The 17,980-nt window shown below is 65.5% G+C and carries 13 protein-coding genes; 10 read left to right on the plus strand and 3 right to left on the minus strand.

All coding sequences use genetic code 11. The features are described from left to right. Window positions 1–86: 86 nt before the first annotated feature. Window positions 87–1,682 (plus strand): hydroxylamine reductase, encoded by a 1,596-nt coding sequence (gene hcp, locus C1A15_RS03605; protein ID WP_101721299.1) that lies wholly within the window; start codon window positions 87–89, stop codon window positions 1,680–1,682. Window positions 1,683–1,862: 180 nt separating this feature from the next. On the opposite strand, the gene C1A15_RS03610 is transcribed toward hcp, so the two are convergent. Together C1A15_RS03610 and C1A15_RS03620 are read right to left on the minus strand one after the other, a co-directional pair. Continuing rightward, entirely contained in the window at window positions 1,863–2,759 is an 897-nt protein-coding gene (locus C1A15_RS03610; RefSeq protein ID WP_101721300.1) for a VIT1/CCC1 transporter family protein, read from the minus strand. 372 nt (window positions 2,760–3,131) lie between these two features. Further along, window positions 3,132–3,602: a hypothetical protein gene (locus C1A15_RS03620; protein WP_101721301.1), complete on the minus strand. Its 471-nt coding sequence runs from the start codon at window positions 3,600–3,602 to the stop codon at window positions 3,132–3,134. 87 nt (window positions 3,603–3,689) lie between these two features. Here C1A15_RS03620 and mazG point away from each other — a divergent pair, with 87 nt between their 5' ends. The 3 genes from mazG (at window position 3,690) to C1A15_RS03635 (ending at window position 9,946) form a co-directional block, all read left to right on the plus strand. Next, window positions 3,690–4,667, plus strand: a complete 978-nt coding sequence (mazG, locus tag C1A15_RS03625; RefSeq protein ID WP_101721302.1) for a nucleoside triphosphate pyrophosphohydrolase — start codon at window positions 3,690–3,692, stop codon at window positions 4,665–4,667. Between the two features lie 278 nt (window positions 4,668–4,945). Beyond that, a complete protein-coding gene (locus tag C1A15_RS03630) occupies window positions 4,946–9,001 on the plus strand; it encodes an EAL domain-containing protein (protein WP_219618175.1) in 4,056 nt (1,351 codons plus the stop codon). A gap of 201 nt (window positions 9,002–9,202) precedes the next feature. Then, window positions 9,203–9,946 carry a GTP pyrophosphokinase gene (locus C1A15_RS03635; RefSeq protein WP_101721304.1) on the plus strand — a complete coding sequence of 248 codons (744 nt, stop codon included), beginning with the start codon at window positions 9,203–9,205 and terminating at the stop codon, window positions 9,944–9,946. 124 nt (window positions 9,947–10,070) lie between these two features. Here the strand turns inward: C1A15_RS03635 and C1A15_RS03640 are convergent, their stop codons facing one another. Then, window positions 10,071–11,060, minus strand: coding sequence for a TDT family transporter (locus tag C1A15_RS03640; protein ID WP_101721305.1), 990 nt, complete (start codon window positions 11,058–11,060; stop codon window positions 10,071–10,073). Window positions 11,061–11,267: 207 nt separating this feature from the next. Between C1A15_RS03640 and C1A15_RS03645 the strand changes: the two genes are divergently transcribed. From C1A15_RS03645 to C1A15_RS03670, 6 genes are all read left to right on the plus strand, one after another. Beyond that, window positions 11,268–12,143: a LysR family transcriptional regulator gene (locus C1A15_RS03645; protein ID WP_101721306.1), complete on the plus strand. Its 876-nt coding sequence runs from the start codon at window positions 11,268–11,270 to the stop codon at window positions 12,141–12,143. A gap of 625 nt (window positions 12,144–12,768) precedes the next feature. Next, entirely contained in the window at window positions 12,769–13,893 is a 1,125-nt protein-coding gene (locus C1A15_RS03650) for an aldo/keto reductase (RefSeq protein WP_101721307.1), read from the plus strand. Window positions 13,894–14,210: 317 nt separating this feature from the next. Continuing rightward, a complete protein-coding gene (locus C1A15_RS03655) occupies window positions 14,211–15,308 on the plus strand; it encodes a phosphate/phosphite/phosphonate ABC transporter substrate-binding protein (protein WP_101721308.1) in 1,098 nt (365 codons plus the stop codon). After that, window positions 15,308–16,123, plus strand: a complete 816-nt coding sequence (phnC, locus tag C1A15_RS03660) for a phosphonate ABC transporter ATP-binding protein (RefSeq protein WP_101721309.1) — start codon at window positions 15,308–15,310, stop codon at window positions 16,121–16,123. The genes C1A15_RS03655 and phnC overlap by 1 nt, the downstream gene beginning before the upstream one ends. Beyond that, window positions 16,120–16,992 (plus strand): PhnE/PtxC family ABC transporter permease, encoded by an 873-nt coding sequence (locus C1A15_RS03665; RefSeq protein WP_101721310.1) that lies wholly within the window; start codon window positions 16,120–16,122, stop codon window positions 16,990–16,992. Before phnC ends, C1A15_RS03665 begins: the two co-directional genes overlap by 4 nt. Beyond that, a complete protein-coding gene (locus C1A15_RS03670) occupies window positions 16,989–17,843 on the plus strand; it encodes a PhnE/PtxC family ABC transporter permease (RefSeq protein WP_101721311.1) in 855 nt (284 codons plus the stop codon). Before C1A15_RS03665 ends, C1A15_RS03670 begins: the two co-directional genes overlap by 4 nt. Window positions 17,844–17,980 lie beyond the last annotated feature (137 nt).

Consider the following 17,980-nt stretch of genomic DNA (forward strand, 5'->3'; position numbering starts at 1 on the left):
GCCCCGACCCGCCAACGGTGGATGGCCCCAAAGGGGACAGGCACCTTTGGGGCCATCCGGGGCGCAGGTGCGAGAGAGGACGAGACGTGGACGATACGATGACGATGTTCTGCTTCCAGTGCGAGCAGACGGTCGGGTGCGACGGCTGCACCGGCGCGGCGGGAGTGTGCGGCAAGCAGGCGAGCACGGCGAACCTGCAGGACGAGGTCACGGGCGCGCTCGTGAGCCTCGCGCAGACGGTGCGCGCGGCGGGGGTCGGCGCGGAGGTGCGGCGCGCGGCAGACGACCTGGCGATGGAAGGCCTGTTCGCCACGCTGACGAACGTGGACTTCGATGACGCGGCCTTGACCGTCCTGCGGGAGCGCGCCCATGCCGAGCGCGATGCCGTCGCGGCAGCGGCCGGCATGGAGGCCGCGCCCGACTACGACCTGGCAGCGCTGTGGAACGCGCCGGAGGACGTGCGCTCGCTCAAGTCGCTCGTGCTGTTCGGCTTGCGCGGCTTAGGCGCGTACGCGTACCACGCGGCCGCGTTGGGCTATCGCGACGACGCGGTTTCGTCCTTCCTGCACGAGGGGCTGGCCGCGTTGGCCGACGCCGAGGCGGGCGCCGACGTGCTGCTCCCGCTGTCGCTCAAGGTGGGCGAGGTAAACCTGCGCTGCATGGAGCTGCTCGACCAGGCGAACACCGAGACTTTCGGCATGCCTGAGCCCACGACGGTGGCGCGCACGGTGGAGGCCGGCCCCTTCATCGTGGTTTCGGGCCACGACCTGCACGATCTCAAGCTGCTGCTCGACCAGACGGCCGGTCGCGGCGTGAACGTCTACACGCACGGCGAGCTGCTGCCCGCGCACGCCTATCCGCAGCTCAAGCAGTACCCGCACCTCAAGGGCAACCTGGGAACCGCCTGGCAGAACCAGCGCGTCGAGTTCGCCGACCTGCCTGCGCCCATCCTGTTCACCACGAACTGCCTCATGCCGCCGGCGGCATCCTACGCCGACCGCGTGTTCATCACGGGTCCCGTGGCGTACCCCGGGATGGCGCACGTCGATGCCACGCCCGACGGCAGCAAGAACTTCGAGCCGCTCATCGAGCGTGCGCTCGAGCTGGGCGGATACGCGACGGTGACCGACGCGGACGGCGCGTTCACCACGGGCTTCGGCCACGGCACCGTCCTCGGCGTGGCCGACACGGTGGTCGACGCGGTGAAGCAGGGCGCCATCAGCCGCTTCTTCCTCGTGGGCGGCTGCGACGGCGCGCGCCCGGGCCGCAGCTACTTCCGCGACTTCGTGCAGCAGGCGCCCGAGGACAGCATCATCCTGACGCTGGCCTGCGGAAAGTTCCGCTTCAACGACCTGGACTTGGGCACCATCGGCGGCCTGCCGCGCATCATGGACATGGGGCAGTGCAACGACGCGTACGGCGCCATCCGCGTGGCCGTTGCGCTGGCCGAGGCGTTCGGGTGCGGCGTGAACGACCTGCCGCTGACGCTGGTGCTGTCGTGGTACGAGCAGAAGGCCGTCAGCATCCTGCTGACGTTGCTGCACCTCGGGATCAAGGGCATCTACCTGGGGCCGACGCTGCCGGCGTTCGTGTCGTCGGGCGTGCTCGACGTGCTCGTTCGCGAGTTCGATGTGCGCCCCATCAGCACGCCCGAAGAGGATCTGGCCGCCATCCTGGCGTAAGCGCACGGGCGGCGTGGCGTCCGTGCGCTGCCCGTAGTGCCCCGATCATCCGTGCGACCGGGCGAGCCACGCCGTCCTCCGACAAACGGCTCGCCCGCGTCGCAGAGTGTCCCAAATGGAGACTGTCCCCCTTTGGGACACTGACGATGTCCCCAAAGGTGCCTGTCCCCTTTGGGGACATCAGATGTCCACGCCGAGGAACTGCTTCACGAGGATGCCGATGACGAACGACAGGGCCGCCACGCCCAGGCTGATGCCGGCCATCTGGCCGAACCGCTTCTTGAACGGCAGGTCTTGCGCCACCGAGAGGTAGTAGTTGAACACCACGAGGATGAGCAACACGATGACCACCATCGTGCCCATGGCCCACAAGTAGTGCGATTCGTCGAACAACAGGTACGGCAGGATGAGCAGCGCCACGGTCACGAGATAGGCGATGCCCGTGTACGTAGCCGATTTCAGCGCGTCCGAGCGTCCCTCGCTCTTCGACGACAGGTACTCGCTCGACGCCATCGACAGTGTGGCTGCGATGCCGGTGATCAGGCCCGACAGCGCGATGAGCCGCGTGTTCTGCATGGCCAGCGTGAGTCCTGCCAGCGTGCCGGTCATCTCCACCATCGCGTCGTTCATGCCCAGCACCATGCTGCCCACGTACGACAGGCGCTCCTCGTCGAGCATCGCCAGCAGCGCGTGCTCGTGCGCCTCCTCGTCGGCGCGGATGTCGAGGGCCTCGGGGGCTTCCTTCGCCAGCTCGTCGTAGGAGATCTGGGCTTTCTCCTCGCCCTTCTCCATGAGCTTGACGGCGAACGTGAAGCCGAACACGCGCGCGATCAGCGAATAGCGCAGCACCTTACCCCGCTGCGGCTTCATCTCCTCGCCGGTGTAGCGCTGCCAGATGCCGGCGTGCTTCGCCTCCTCATCGGCGATGCGCAGCAGGGTTGCGCGGTTGTCCGCGTCTTTGGTGCCGGCGGCGATGCGTCGGTACACCTCGGACTCGGTCACCTCGTTCTGCTGAAACACGCGAATCTGCGCAAGCGCCCCGGCTGACAGGGCCGACGCATCCGAACTCGTTGCCATGAAACACTCCTCGCCGCCGCTTCCTCGAATCAGCAGCCAGTATATCCGATTCGGTCGCGCCGGGTGCCCGAGGGAACAGATGTTTCACGTGAAACGCCCGCAGGTTTCCCGCCGCGGGAAGCTGCTGGCAGAGATCGCACGATATGAACGATTCTGCGTGCTGATTCGCACAGCAAAATCGGGAAACCCCAGGTCGCGAAAAGTTAGCCTCGTCTATTCTCGTTCATATCGTGCGATCTCTGCCAGCGGCTTCCCGCGGCGCCGGCTGCTCCCATGGCGCCCGCGGCGCCGGCTGCTCCCATGGCTCCCATGGCTCCCGCGGCGCCGGCTGCTCCCATGGCGTCGGCCATCAGCGCGAGGCGAATGGGCAGCCTATTCGGCTCGCCAGCCCATGCTCCCGTTCCGCTCGACCCATGCCAGCCATCCGAAGGCGGCGGCCATGAGCAGCAGTCCGAGGCCGTCGAACAGGATGAAGCGCTCGATGCTGGCCGAGAGGGCGGCGTGACCGGCGGGCAGCCCCAAGCGCAGCCACGATTCGCCGACGAGGCCGATGGCCTGCTGCACCAGGACGATGACGGCCACGGATCGGAAGCGCAGCGGGTTGGCGATGACGGCGGGGTAGGTTGCGTTCCACATGAGGAACGCGATGCCGAGGCCCTGCACGGCCGCGGCGCCGGGCACGCCGGCCACCTCGAACGAGGCTGCGTAGGCGTCCGGCCACAGCACGAACGACACCGCGCACTGCACGTTGACGACGAACACGAGCAGAAACGCCAGCCGTGCCAGCCAGGCGGCGCGGCGCACGCGCGCGGGACGGTCGTTCGTGGTGGCGGGCAGGTTCATACCGGTATCCTTTCGCATCGCCGTGCAGCATACCACGGCCCTCGCGCGGCGGTATACTGCTGTTGAGCAAACGAAGAAAGGAACGCCATGACCTCCGAACGAACCGCGGGCGCCGCGCCCGCTCCCGATAGTGTCCCCGCCCCCGCTCCTGCCTCGCATCTCGCATCCACTGCCTCCGCACATCCCCCGTTCGACCAGTTCGTCGCCACCATCGCCGCCCTGCGCGCGCCGGACGGGTGCCCGTGGGATCGCGTGCAGACGCACGAGAGCATCGCGCACAACATGATCGAGGAGGCCTACGAGGCGGTCGACGCGATCGAGACGAACGACGTCGCGCACCTGCGCGAGGAGTTGGGCGACGTGCTGCTGCAGGTAGTCCTGCAAAGCCAGATCGCCGCCGACGACGGCGAGTTCACCATCGACGACGTGTGCGCCGACGTGAACGCGAAGATGATCCGTCGCCATCCGCACGTGTTCGGCGAGGTGCAAGCCGCGAACGCAAGCGAGGTGCTCGACTTGTGGGACCAGGTGAAGCTGGCCGAGAAGGGCAGCGCCGACGGTGCCGCCGACGAGACGGGCGCGCCGCGCGAGGGCCTGCTCGACGGCGTTCCCACCAGCTTCCCGGCGCTCATGCAGGCGCAGAAGATCTCGCGCAAGGCCGCCGCCGCGGGCTTCGAGTGGGAGTCGCTCGACGACGTGTGGGACAAGGTGCGCGAAGAGGTCGGCGAGCTGCGCGATGCCTACGAAGCGGCGCCGAAGGCCGCGAACGGCAAGGTGGATGTCGGTGCGGCCTCGACCGACGATTCCGCCGCCGAGACCGCCCGCGCGGCGGCCGCCGCTGCCGTCGAGGACGAGTTCGGCGACGTGCTGTTCTCGCTCGTGAACGTGGGCCGCCGCATGGGCGTGGACGCCGAGGGCGCCCTGCGCTCCACGTGTCGGAAGTTCCGAGATCGCTGGGCGTACATGGAACGCGCCGCGTGGGAGCAGGGCCGCGCCGTCGAGGACCTCGCTCCCGACGACCGCGAGGCGCTGTGGAGCGAAGCCAAACGCACCGAGCGCGCATAGCCGCGCCGCACTGCGGCACGCAAAACGGTTCGTTCGGCGATTGCATCAACTCTTCGTCGTATCTGATAGCATACCCCGCTGCAAAGCGCTAAACTGTATCCCCATCGTCATATATCCTACCAAGAAGGCGAGGAGGGCGATGCGTCCTGCATGGGAATTTGGAATCGAAAAAGACTCGCTGGAGGAAGAAAAAACCGTCGGGGGGGGGGGGCTCATTCAGCCCTTCTGAGCGAGACGCCCTTTCCGGTCTTCTAAACCGCAGCGGATTCAACACGCGCGTGCGTGCCCTGATCGACGCCCATCCCGATGAGGCGTACGTCCTCGTATACGGCGACATCGACCGTTTCAAGGCGTACAACGACCTCTTCGGCACCTCGGCGGGCGACAGCCTGCTCGCCGATATCGGCGAGATGATCCACCGCAACCTTCCGACCGGCGCGGTGGCCGCCCGCCTGCGCGCCGACCATTTCATCGGCTGCTTTCCTCGCGTGCTGTTCGATCCCGATCGCATGCTGGCCGTGTTCAACGAGTGGTTCGGCGCCTATCGCGAGGATTTCACCTTCTTCGTGCGCATGGGCGTGTACCCCATCGACGATTCCGAGCTGGACGTCAGCCTCATGTGCGACCGCGCCCTGCTGGCTCTACGCGCCGCGAAGGGCGGCTCCGTGGGCAGCCGTTACGTGCTGTACGACGAAACGCTGCGCGTGTCGCTGTTGAAAGAGCAGCAGCTGGCCGGCGAGATGACCGCGGCGCTCGACCAGGGCCAGTTCGTGCCCTTCTTCCAGCCGCAGTACCGCTACGCGACCGGGCTTATGACCGGTGCCGAAGTGCTCGCGCGCTGGCAGCACCCCGACCGCGGCCTGCTGGGCCCTGCCGAATTCATTCCCGTGTTCGAGCGCAACGGCCTCATCTCCCGGTTCGACTATTATATGTGGGACCAGGCGTGCCGCTGCCTGCGCGCATGGATCGACGAATGGGGCGTCGATGCCGTCCCGCACCTGTCGGTGAACCTGTCGCGTGCCGACATCTACCGCGCGGACCTGTGCTCGTACCTCAAGGGCCTGGCGGAGCGCTACGACGTTCCTCCCAGCCTGCTCAACCTCGAGATCACGGAAAGCGCCTACATGGAATCGCCCGATCAGCTCATCGGGGCGGTCAAAGACCTGCGCAGCGCCGGCTTCACCGTGGAGATGGACGACTTCGGCAGCGGCTACTCGTCGCTCAACACGCTGAAGGACGTGCCGGTGGACGTGTTGAAGCTGGACATGGGCTTTCTCGACACACACGAAAGCACGCGCGGCGGCCTCATCCTGGCGTCCATCGTGCGCATGGCGCGCTGGCTGGACTTGCCGACCATCGCCGAGGGCGTGGAAACGTCGAAGCAGGCGGCCTACCTTGCCAGCATCGGGTGCGAGTACATGCAAGGCTACCTGTTCTCGCGGCCGGTTGATCGCGAGACGTTCGAGCGTATGCTGGCCGAGAGCGCCCATGAAGGTCTGCAGCGGCCTCGCACCGAGAACATGCAGGATGACGTGGCCGAATTCTGGAATGCGGATTCTCAGTTGGCACTCATCTTCAACAGTTACGTGGGCGCTGCCGCCATCGCCGAGTACGATAACAAAACGCTTGAAATCGTGCGCGCGAACCACGAGTTCTCCAACCTGTTCGGCATGGCCGAAGATCCTGCGATGGCCGAACGGCTGCGCAAGAACATGCTGGCGCAGCTGCTCGAAGAGGATCGCGGGCCCTTGCGGGAAGCCCTCCGTCGGGCGGTTGCCGGCGAGGGTGACGCCGAAAGCGAGCTGCGCCTTCGCAGCAACGGCCGCGGTCGCTGGATCCGCGTCCGCGTGCGCCTGCTGTCGCGCGCCGGCGACTTGAGCAACCTGTACTTGCTCGCCGAGGAGACCACCCAGGAGCAGGCCCTGCGCGATCGGCTCGCAGCCACGCGCGACACTATTCCGGGAGGGCTCGCCTTCTACGAGGTGTCCTCCGGAGGCATACGGCTGCTCGATTTCAGCGATACGACCGCCGCAATGATCGGCTACACGCGCGAGCAATACCAGGAGCATTCGCGCTTCGACGCCCTTGCCGTGGTGCATCCGGAAGACCGGCCGATCGTCGAAGCGGTTGCGACGGAGCTGGTGTCGGGCGCGGCCCGTTCGTCGTGCGTCATGCGCGTATTGCATCGGGATGGAAGCGTCGCGTGGCTGCACCTGTCGGCATCCACGATGTACCGCGACGACGTCGCGCTGTACGCGGTAGCCGTCTTCATCGACGTGACGCACGAGAAGGAGAACGAGAAGCGCCTTCGCGTCCAGAGCGAGCTGCAGCATCGATTGAACGACTCCGTCCCGTGCGGTATCGTGCGCTACACGGTGGGCGATGATCCGCGCGTGTTGTTCATCAATAAGAAGGGCTGCGAGATATTCGGCTACGCCGACGCCGAGGCCTATCGCGCCGGGATGGCCGGGGGCAAGATCATCCCCATCCACGACGACGATGATGCCCTGCATAGCCAGACGGTGCAGGCGCTCAACGACGGGGCCGCTCCTCTCGACTTCACGTATCGGTTCGTGCGTCGCGACGGCTCTACCGGGTGGATCGAGGGCACATCGGCGCTCGAGCGCGACGTCGACGGCCGCGCCCTTATCCAAAGCGCGTTCTTGGACGTGTCGGAACGCCAGCAAAAACGCTACGAGCAGGATATCCGCCGCTACGCGACGGTGCTGTGCTCGGTGTACGACGAGATCATCGAGTTCGACGGCGCCCGCAAGACGTATCGGTCGCTGTACTCGTCGGGCAGGCCGCGCACCGGCAAGACGCTGCCCCTCGACAAGGCGTTCAAGTTCTGGACCGACCGCCTGCCCGACGTCGAGGATCGCGCCCGCCTGCGCGCCGCGCTTGACGAATGCCTCGAAAGCGACGGCGACAGCCCCGTCGTGTGCACGTACCGCATGGAATTCGACGGCCGGCGCTGCTGGTACCAAAGCCTCTTGCTGCGCGTGTCGGAGCACGGCATCCTGTGTTGCAGCAAGGACGTGACGGAGCGCATATCGGTTGAGGACCGCAAGGTGACGATGCGCGTTCTCGACACCATGGGCAAGCTTCCGGTGGGCGTGGGCGTGTTCACCTCGCACGATGGGGAGGTTCGACTGCGTTATGCGAACGACCGTCTGCGCACGATGTTCGGCGACGAGCTGCCGGGCGCGCCCGAGAACCTGGAATGGGACGCACCGCTCGCTTTGAGCGACGAGGTGCGGGAGCTCGACGAGTACTGCAACCGGCAGGGCTTCATCGAGGACGGCGGCGAGCTCGATGTGGGCCTGCGCACGGTACGGCAGGACGGCGTTCCCATCGACGTGCGCATTCAGGGCCGTGTCATGAGGGAAACCGACGACGCGCTGGCGCTGTACGCGGTGGTGCGCGACGTGACGGACGAGCTGCGCGACCAGCGCGAACGCTCGTGGCAGAACGAGCGGTACCGCTTGCTCAGCGAGATGACGCATAAGATGAGCTTCGACTACGACTCCGATTCCGACACGGTGCTGCTGTACATGGATCGCAACGGAAGCGGTATGGAAGCCCAGGTCATACCTCATTATCTTGAGACGCTGACGACGGCGCGCAGCGAGGTCGTGCATCCCGACAGCATGGACGATGTGCGCCAGATGTTCGAAAACGCCCGATCGGGCGCGAGCGAAGTGGCCATCGAGTACCGGGCCGACTACTACGGCACCGGATACGCCTGGTACCGCGCCAACCTGTTCGTGGCCCATGACGATGCGGGGTCGTGGCATCTCGTGGGTCTCATCGAGGATATCAACAACGAGCACGACCTGCGGTTCCGCGCCGAATACGACGCCACGACCGGGCTGAGCAACCATGCGGCCACGCAGGATCTCGTGGCTGCGGCGCTCGCCGATGCGTCGGTGCGGCGGCACAGCGTGTGCGTCGCGCTCGACATCGACGACTTCAAGCACGTGAACGACACGTACGGGCACATCGTGGGCGACATGCTGCTGCATGAGGTGGGAGGCGTGCTGCGCTCGAACTTCCGAGAATCCGACGTGGCGGGCCGCGTAGGGGGCGACGAGTTCGTGCTGCTGCTGAAGAACATCGACCTCGAGGTTGCCCTGGACAAGCTCGAGCAGGTCAAGCGCCAGCTTGCCGCCGTGAAGGTGAGCTCGTTGGACAGCGTGCCGTCGGTGAGCATGGGCGTGTACGTTCCCGAAGACGACGACGTGGCGTACCGCGACGTGTTCGTGAAGGCCGACGAGGCCCTCTACCAGGCCAAGCGTTCCGGCAAAAACCGTATCTGCGTGCACGAGAAGTAGCACGGCGCTGTCGTCGTGCGCGGAGCGGCGCGGTGGCGGAATCGAAGGATCCCGCGCAGCGCCGGCGGCAGCTGCTTCCCCGTACGCCTGCGGTGTCGCATCTGGTGATTGCGCGGGGTTCGGCGGCCGGGGCGGCGCGCAGACGTCGGCTTGGCTATCATAAGGGCGAGTAGAACACCGTTGCCCGAAGGAGTTTTCGTCATGGCAGACGCAGCGCAGCAACCCTCCGATCGCCGCCTCGTGGTTGACGAGCAGAAGAGCGGGGACGTCCACCGCTACCCCTTCCTGCTGACCGACGACCTGCGCGGCCCCATCGACGACCTGCAGCGCCTGCGCGACGCCGAGGCGAAAACCCGCGAGATCATCCAGAAGTACCAGGCCGCCATGCGCGAGATGATGGTGCGCTTCGAGATCCTCGACCAGGACCTCAACCTCAAGAAGCATCGCAATCCCATCCATCACGTGGAGTCGCGCATCAAGAAGCCCGCGAGCATCTTCGAGAAGCTGGAGCGCTACGGCAAGGAGCCCACGCTCGAGAACCTCGAGCGCTACATCATGGACGTGGCCGGCGTGCGCGTGATCTGCTCGTACATCCACGACGTGTACAACCTCTTGGAGCTGCTGCAGAAGCAGGACGACCTCGAGATCGTGGAGATCAAAGACTACATCTACAACCCGAAGCCGAACGGCTACCGCAGCCTGCACGTCATCGTGCGCATCCCCGTGTACTTCCTCGACAAGAAAGAGCTCATTCCCGTCGAGGTGCAGCTGCGCACCATCGCCATGGACTTCTGGGCCAGCTTGGAGCACGATCTGAAGTACAAGTCCGTGAGCGAGGTCCAGGGGATCGACTCCTACGACGAGCTTAAGGATTGCAGCCGCATCATCGAGGACGTGGAAGCGCGCATGCAAATTCTGGCCCGTGCCCTCGAACGGGAGGAATGAGACAAAGGGACGGGGTTATTGTCTCATTGAGCGAGGGCGCCTTGCGCGTGGGCGAGTGGTCGTCCCATGCGCAAGCGGATGTTCCACGTGGAGCATCCGCTACCTGGCATGCTTCCAAGCTTTCCTAGTTCTCGAAGTTCTCCGAGAAGCGGGCGATCTGCTTGTTCTCGCGGATGACGGCGGCGCTTTCCGGCGCCTCGATGCGCTTGAAGAAGAAGTGCAGGTAGTGCGCGAGCACGTAGCCTACCATGACCACCGACACCGCCGCTTCGGCCGCGAACAGCACGTACAGCGCCTCGGGCACGAACAGGCCGCTTGTTTGGAAGAACGCGAGCGCCTTGACGAGCGCCGTGGCGGTGATGACGAAGGGGAACGTCATGGCCGCGTAGCTGGGGTAGAACTTGAGGCGCAGCAGGATGGGCAGGCGCGTCAGCACCACCACGAACAGCGCCTGCGCCAGCACGAGCATGATGCCGACGAACAGGGGGTTCGGCTCGGGGGCCGTGGCCAGGTAGCCTACGATGGACAGGCTCATCGGCGCGGTGTAGATGCAGAACAGCGGGCGGGCGCTCTCGGGGATCTCGTGCTTGACGTAGCGGTACGTCACGAGGGCAAGCAGCACCAGGTAGCACGCGAACCCGAACCAGAACAGCAGGTGGCCCACCGGCTCCATGCCGAACGAGGGGGCGGTGGCGGAGGCCACGACGATGCCCACGTAGCAGATGAAGTAGGTGGGGAACACCTCGTGCAGCTTGAAATGCGCGATGAACCGCACGGTGAACCAGCCCATGAGCGCAAGGTGCGCGATGATGGCGGCCGACCATAGCACGAACGCCGGAACGTAGGCGAGCGGGGCGAGGTAGCCGGCCAGCTGCATGAGCGTCATGAAGAGCGTTGCGCTCACGCTGGCCATGATGGAGTTGTGCAAGTCGTCGCGAATCATGCCGGGAAACATGATGATCTTGGCAGCGAGCAAGACGATGAGCAGCAGCGCCAGGGCGCCGCAGACGATGTGGATGATCTCGGTGTAGGGTTGCAGCAAATTGCCCAACGCGGCCAAGCCGAGCGCAACGCCTGCGGTGGGGATGGGTACCTTTTTGATGATATCGCGCACGGCGTAACCTTTCTACTGTCGCGCATCATACTCCTTGATACGCGTGGGTGGGAGGGGTCCCGCGCGATGCTCCATCTGAAACACGCACGCGGCAGCCTTGGGGGCCGGTGCCCATTCTTTCACCACCGAATGCAAAAGAAAACTTTTAAATAGTTATGTTATGATAAATTTATCTTATGAATAGCGCTTCGCCTGATAGGAGCCGCAATGCAGGATTTCCGCGTCGAAACGTTTCTGACCGTTTGCCGGACGATGAACTACACGCGCGCCGCCGAGGAGCTGAGCATCACCCAGCCGGCGGTGTCACAGCACGTCGCTCATCTCGAGCGCGCATACGGCGTGCCCTTGTTCACGTACCGCAACAAGAAGCTGCAGCTCACCGATGCGGGCGCGCTGCTGCGCGACGCGCTCGCCACGATGGCGCACGACGAGCACCTGCTGCGCGAGCGCGTGCGCAGTGCGGCCACGGGCGCGCGCGTGGAGCTTGCCGTGGGGATGACGCTGACGGCGGGCGAGTACCTGGTTGCAGCGCCGTTGGCCGACTATCTGCGGCGCCATCCCGAGCTGCACGCTACGGTACGCTCGGGCGGCACGGGCGAGCTTCTGGCGCTGCTCGATGCGGGCAAGATCGACTGCGCGTTCGTGGAGGGCTTCTTCGACAAGAGCGCGTATGCGTGGGACGTGTTCCGCACCGAGCGGCTCGTGTGCGTGTGCGCCGCCGACCACGAGTTCGCCGCGGAGCCCGTGCGCGTGGAGGATCTGTTCGACGAGCGGCTCATCGTGCGCGAAACGGGCTCGGGCACGCGCGCGGTGCTCGAGCACGCGCTGGCGGCCCAGAACCTCACGGTGGACGGTTTCGCGCATACGAGCGTGGTGGAGAGTCTCGACGTCATCAAGATATTCGTCGAGCGCGATCTGGGCATCTCGTTTCTGTACGAAGCGGCCGTGACGCGCGAGCTGGCCGCTGGCACGCTGCGCATCGTGGAGCTGGATGGCCCGGCCATCGAGCACGACATCGCCTTCATACGCCTGAAGGACAGCGTGTTCGAGCACGACTTCCGGGTGCTGTTCAACGAGCTATAACGCCTCTTTGACGAACGTATGTTTCACGTGAAACATCCGGTGCCCCCGCGCGACGGGCCGCTGGATGCGGATGGGCGCGAAGCCCTCCTCGCCCGAGGTCGCTGACCCCCTCCGCGCGCGATGGGCCGCCTTGCCCATCGTAAGCTGCCAGACTACGGCACCCCCCCCGCGCGACGGGCCGATCCCTGCCCGAGCCAAACCGGTTTTGAGGCCTCTCGTGCAACTTTTTCGACTTTGTGGCAAGCCGAGAGAGACTACGGAAAAGCTGACCAGAGGTTTTCCGGGAACATCCCGTCCGAGTGCGACCGATGTTCGTCCGAAGGCCCGTTTTCGACTCGTATTCATGCCACAAAGTCGAAAAAGTTGCACGAGAGGCCTCAAAACCGGTTTGGCTCTCGGTCACGCTGCGAGGAAGGGGGAACTGCTCCTCCGCCGTCGGTCGGGAGCGTTGAGACGTCCCAAGCGATCCCTTCAGAGGCTTTGCCGACCTCCCCGAATGCTTCGCGTGAGGCATTCGTCCGCATCGCGTACGCAGGGGAGAGGCTGGGCCCCTTTCCAAAATCTACTTGACTTGGAGTCCGCTCCAGCCTCTACTATGACAAGCGGACCTATCGAGAGGAGCACCATGAAACCGGAATTCGAAACCACGCCGAAGCTGGGCTTCGGCTGCATGCGCCTGCCGCTGCTCGATCCCGCCGATCAGAAGAGCATCGACGTCGAGCAGTTCAAGCGGATGGTGGACGCGTTCATCGAGGGAGGCGGCACGTACTTCGACACGGCGTTCGTCTACCATGAAGGCGCGTCCGAGCGCGCGCTCAAGGAGGCGCTCGTCGACCGCTACCCGCGCGACGCGTACACCGTGGCCACGAAATGCCTGGCCTGGGCAGCGCCCAGCGCCGAGGAGGCCAAGAGCAACCTGGCCACGTCGCTCGAACGCCTGGGCCTCGACTACGTGGACTTCTACCTGCTGCACAACGTGGGCGGCGAGCGCACCGCCAAGTTCGACGACTACGGCATGTGGGATTTTGCGCTGCAAAAGAAAGAGGAGGGGCTCATCGGGAACGTCGGCTTCTCCATGCACGACGGCCCCGATGCCCTTGAGGCGCTGCTGAAGGCGCACCCGCAGATGGACTTCGTGCAGCTGCAGGTGAACTACCTCGACTGGGACGACCCGGTGGTGCAAGCGCGCCGCTGCATGGAGATCGCCGACACGCACGGCGTGCCCGTGGTGATCATGGAGCCCGCGCGCGGCGGCCGCCTCGTCGATCTGCCGCAACGCGTGGCCGACGTGCTGCGCGCGGCGGACCCCGACGCCAGCCTGGCCTCGTGGGCGTACCGTTTCTGCTACAACTTGCCGAACGTGCTCACCGTGCTCTCGGGCATGTCGAACCTGGAGCAGGTGCGCCAGAACGTGACCGATTACCAAGCGAATCGCCCGTTCTCGTCCGACGAGCAGCGCGCGATGGACGCCGCCGTCGACACGTTGCGCGGCATGGCATCGGTGCCGTGCACGAACTGTCGGTACTGCGTGAAGGACTGTCCGCAAGGCGTGGTGATACCCGAAATCCTCGGCCTGCTCAACCTGGAGCTCATGACCGAGAACCGCGACTTCGTGAAGGGCCTCTACTCGTGGCAGGCCGCTCCCGGTCCCGCCTCGACGTGCATCTCCTGCGGCGCCTGCGAAGCCATGTGCCCCCAGGGCATCGACATCGTCCGCCAGCTTGAGGTGGCCGCCGAGCACTTCGAGTAGGGTGCCCGCCGGCAAGCCCGCGCACGAGGCGCCGCGAACGGATGTTTCACGTGAAACATTTTGCTCCGCGCCCCGCCCGCAGCGCCTTGCGCGCCCCGCCCCGCCTGCCCCGCGTTTTACGCCCCGCGTTTTACCCAAACCTTTCCCGTTCCTGATGCCCCCTTTGCTCAAACTTGGGGGCATCTTTACGCGCCCCTTCCCTCGTTCTTACCTTCCTTTCTTACGATGGTTCTCGCACGTTGGCCGCAGCGACGGCCCGTGCCGAAGACGCATGCGATCCCGGCGATGGGCGCCGGGGATATGAGAGGAACGCAACCATGACAGAAGGGTTTTTGAGCAGGCGCCAGTTCGTGGCGGGCGGCGCGGCGCTGGCGATGGCGGGCATGTTCGGCGCCTTGACGGGATGCACGGCGGGCGGCTCGGGCGCCGCGGCGGGCGCGACTTCGGCCGACGCGAGCGCGGGCTCTGCGGCAGTATCCACCGATCCCATCACCATGGTGTGGCTGCCCGACAACTCGTCCTCCGACCTCACCGCCTCGCGCGAGGCCATCGGCGCGGCTATCAAGGCCGCATGCGGCCGCGAGGCAAACCTGCTGACCTCCACCGATTACAACGTGGCCATCGAGGCCATCGCGTCGGGCAAGGCGCAGATGGCGCTCTTAGGCCCCGAGGGTTACGTGCAGGCCAACAAGAAGAATCCGAAGGTGCTGGCCGCGTTCACGAACAGCGACGAGGACGGCGGCCTCGAAGGCGCCTGCTACTACAGCCGCATCTGCGTACGCAAAGAGGACGCCGACCAGTACAAGAGCGGCAGCTCCTACTCCATCGAGAACATCGAGGGCAAGTCGTTCTCGTTCGTGTCCGCCACGTCCACCTCAGGCTTCAAGGTGCCCTCGAGCGGCATCGTCCAGGAATTCGGCCTCGACAGCTCCGACGAGCTGCTCGAGAGCGGGAAGTTCTTCTCCGAGGTGCTGTTCGGCAACTCGCACCAGGGCTCGGCCGTGAACCTGCTGTCCGGCGACGCCGACGTGGCCGCGTTCGACGACGTGGACGTGGACATGTACCTCGACCTCGTGTCGGGCGAGGCCAACAGCATCGGCGCCGTGTACAAGGCGAAGGACAACGCCGAAGCTCCCTTCGATACCGTGCGCGGCAAGGAGTTCGTCATCATCGCCATCACGCCGGTGCTGAACTCGCCCATCTGCTTCAACGAGGAAGCCATCTCCGACGAGGACCGCACGAAGATCGTCGACTACTTCTGCTCCGACAAGGTGGCGAATGACCCGCAGATCTTCGTCGATCCCGAGGACGAGAACGCCAAGGGCATCTTCGAGAAGGATTCCGAGAAGACGTGCTTCGTGAAGACCGACGACGCCTGGTACGAGCCCATCCGCACGTTGGGCGGGGCTGCGTAATGAGCGAGGTGTTGCTGGACCTGCGCGGTCTGACGAAGAGTTACGACGGCTGGTCGAAATCGCTCGATAGCGTCGATCTCCAGGTGCATCGAGGCGAGTTCGTCAGCGTCATCGGCTCGTCGGGCGCGGGCAAGTCCACGCTGCTGCGTTGCGTGAACCGTCTCATCGACCCCACGCAGGGCGCGGTGACGTTCGACGGCGACGACGTGACGCACGTGCGCGGCCGCGCGCTGCGCACGTGCCGCCGCCGCATCGCCATGGTGTTCCAGCACTACAACCTGGTGCACCGCGCCACGGCCATCGAGAACGTGCTGCAGGGGCGTCTGGGCTACAAGTCCACCGTCGCGGGCATGTTAGGCCTGTTCAGCGAAGAGGAGAAGCGCCGCGCGTTCGAGATTCTCGACCAGGTGGGCCTCTCCGAGTTCGCCTACACCCGCACCGACCAGCTGTCGGGCGGGCAGAAGCAGCGCGTGGGCATCGCCCGGGCGCTCGTGCAGGACCCGTTGCTCATGCTGGCCGACGAGCCCATCGCCAGCCTCGACCCGAAGTCGTCGCGCACGGTGATGGAGCATCTGCGCTGGGCGGCCGACGAGCTGGGCGTGGCGTGCCTCGTGAACCTGCACCAGGTGGAGATCGCGCTGGAATTCTCGGACCGCATCGTGGGGCTGGCGGGCGGCAGGCTCGTGTTCGACGGAACCCCCGACGAGTTGGATGAAGCAACGATCGCGCGCATCTACGGCACTGCAGCCGACGCGGAAGGCGCGCCGTCGCCGGCGCTCGCCGACGTAGCTGCGCCCGAGGTGGTGGCCGCATGACGGAACGCGCGGTGCAGCCAGCGGGACCGCTGGCGGGGATGCGTGCAGGATGGCGCTCCCGCCGGGCGGTTCCGCGCGGATCCTACGATGGATCGTTCTTCCTGAGGCGTTCGCTGGCCATCGCGGCGATGGCGTTCGTGTTCGTGGCGCTCGGTGCGCTGTCGGGCACGTACGTCGGCTTCGACTTCATGCAGGCAATCCTCGACGTCCCGGGCGGGTTCGCTTGGATGGCGACGCAGTTCGCCCCCTCCTTCGCCTCCCTCCAGAAGCTGGGCACCATCCTGCCCGCCCTGGGTTCGACGATTCTCGCCTCGATCGCCTCCAGCTGCACGGCGGCGGTTCTGGCGTATATATGCGCCGTGTTGGGATCGCGAACGGTGGGGGTGGGCGGGCCGTTTCCCCTCCTCGTGCGCGCCGTCGCGTCGCTGTTCCGCAACATCCCCGTGGTGGCCTGGGCATTCATCCTGCTGTTCTCGTTCAAGCAGAGCGAGTTCACCGGGTTCTTCGCCCTGTTCCTCACGAGCTTCGGCTACCTGACCCGGTGCTTTTTGGAGAGCATCGACGAGATGAGCTCCGGGCCGGTGGAGGCGCTGCGGGCGTGCGGTGCAAGCTACGGCCAGATCGTGGCGCAGGCGGTCGTTCCCCTGAGCATCACGTCGGTGGTCAGCTGGGTGCTGTACATGATCGAGACGAACATCCGCGACGCCACGCTCATCGGCATCCTGACCGGCACCGGCATCGGCTTCGTGTTCGACGTGTACTACAAGAGCTTTCGCTACGACATTGCGGGGCTCGTGCTGCTGTCCATCATCCTCGTGGTCATCGCCTGCGAGCTCATCTCGAATTTCGTGAGGAGGCGGATCATATGACGGGTGCGACGGACGAGGCGCGCGGAATGCGCACGGCGAGGTCGGGGAAGATCAAGGTGCATGTGGCTTCCAAGTCCAACGTGTCGCTGTACGCGGTGCTGGGAATGTTCGCGCTGGTGACGGCGTTCACGCTCGTCACGATGGACTACGGGAAGGTGGCGTTTCCCGCGGCGATGGCCGCGGCCTTCGAGGACTTCGTCACGATGATGCTGCAGCCGGGGTTGGGCGGCCACTTCACGCTGCCCGACGTGATCGAGGGCCTGTTCGTGTCGTTGGCGTTGGCGCTGCTGACCACGTTCATCGGCGCGGTCATCGCGTTCGTGCTGGGGTTGCTGGCTTCGTGCAACCTGTCGAACAAGGGCGTGAGCAACGCCATCAAGGTGTTCATGAGCGTGGCGCGTGCCGTGCCCACCATCCTGTGGGTGCTCGTGTTCTCGGTGGCCATCGGCCTCGGGCCCGAAGCGGCCGTCATCGGCCTCATGTTCCACAGCGTGGCGTACCTGGTGAAGGCGTACTCGGAGAGCTTCGAGGAAGTGGACCCCGGCGTGCTGGAGGCCCTGCGCGCCAGCGGCGCATCGTGGTGGCAGGTGGTGTTCCAGGGCGTGGTGCCCGAGAAGGTGAACGAGATGCTGTCGTGGACGTTCATCCGCTTCGAGATCAACTTCGTGAACGCCGTGGCCGTGGGCGCCGTGGCGGGCGCGGGCGGCATCGGCTACCAGCTGTTCTTGGCGGGAAGCTTCTACTACAACATCCACGAGGTGGGCCTGATCGTGTACCTATGCCTGGCCGTCGCCATCGTGCTCGAAGTGGTGGCCACCAAGCTGCGCAAACGCTACATCGTGCAGAGATAGGTTCCGTCGGCCTGACGGCCGGCCGGAAAACTCGACGCTGCGGTCGTCCGTGGCGGCGCAGGCGGCGCTCCAAGCGCGCCTCGCGTACCAAAGTACGCTTCGGTGCACTTTCGCGACGTCTGCACTCGCCGCGAACG

Origin of the sequence: Eggerthella timonensis, assembly GCF_900184265.1 — a bacterium.
Taxonomy (GTDB): domain Bacteria; phylum Actinomycetota; class Coriobacteriia; order Coriobacteriales; family Eggerthellaceae; genus Eggerthella; species Eggerthella timonensis.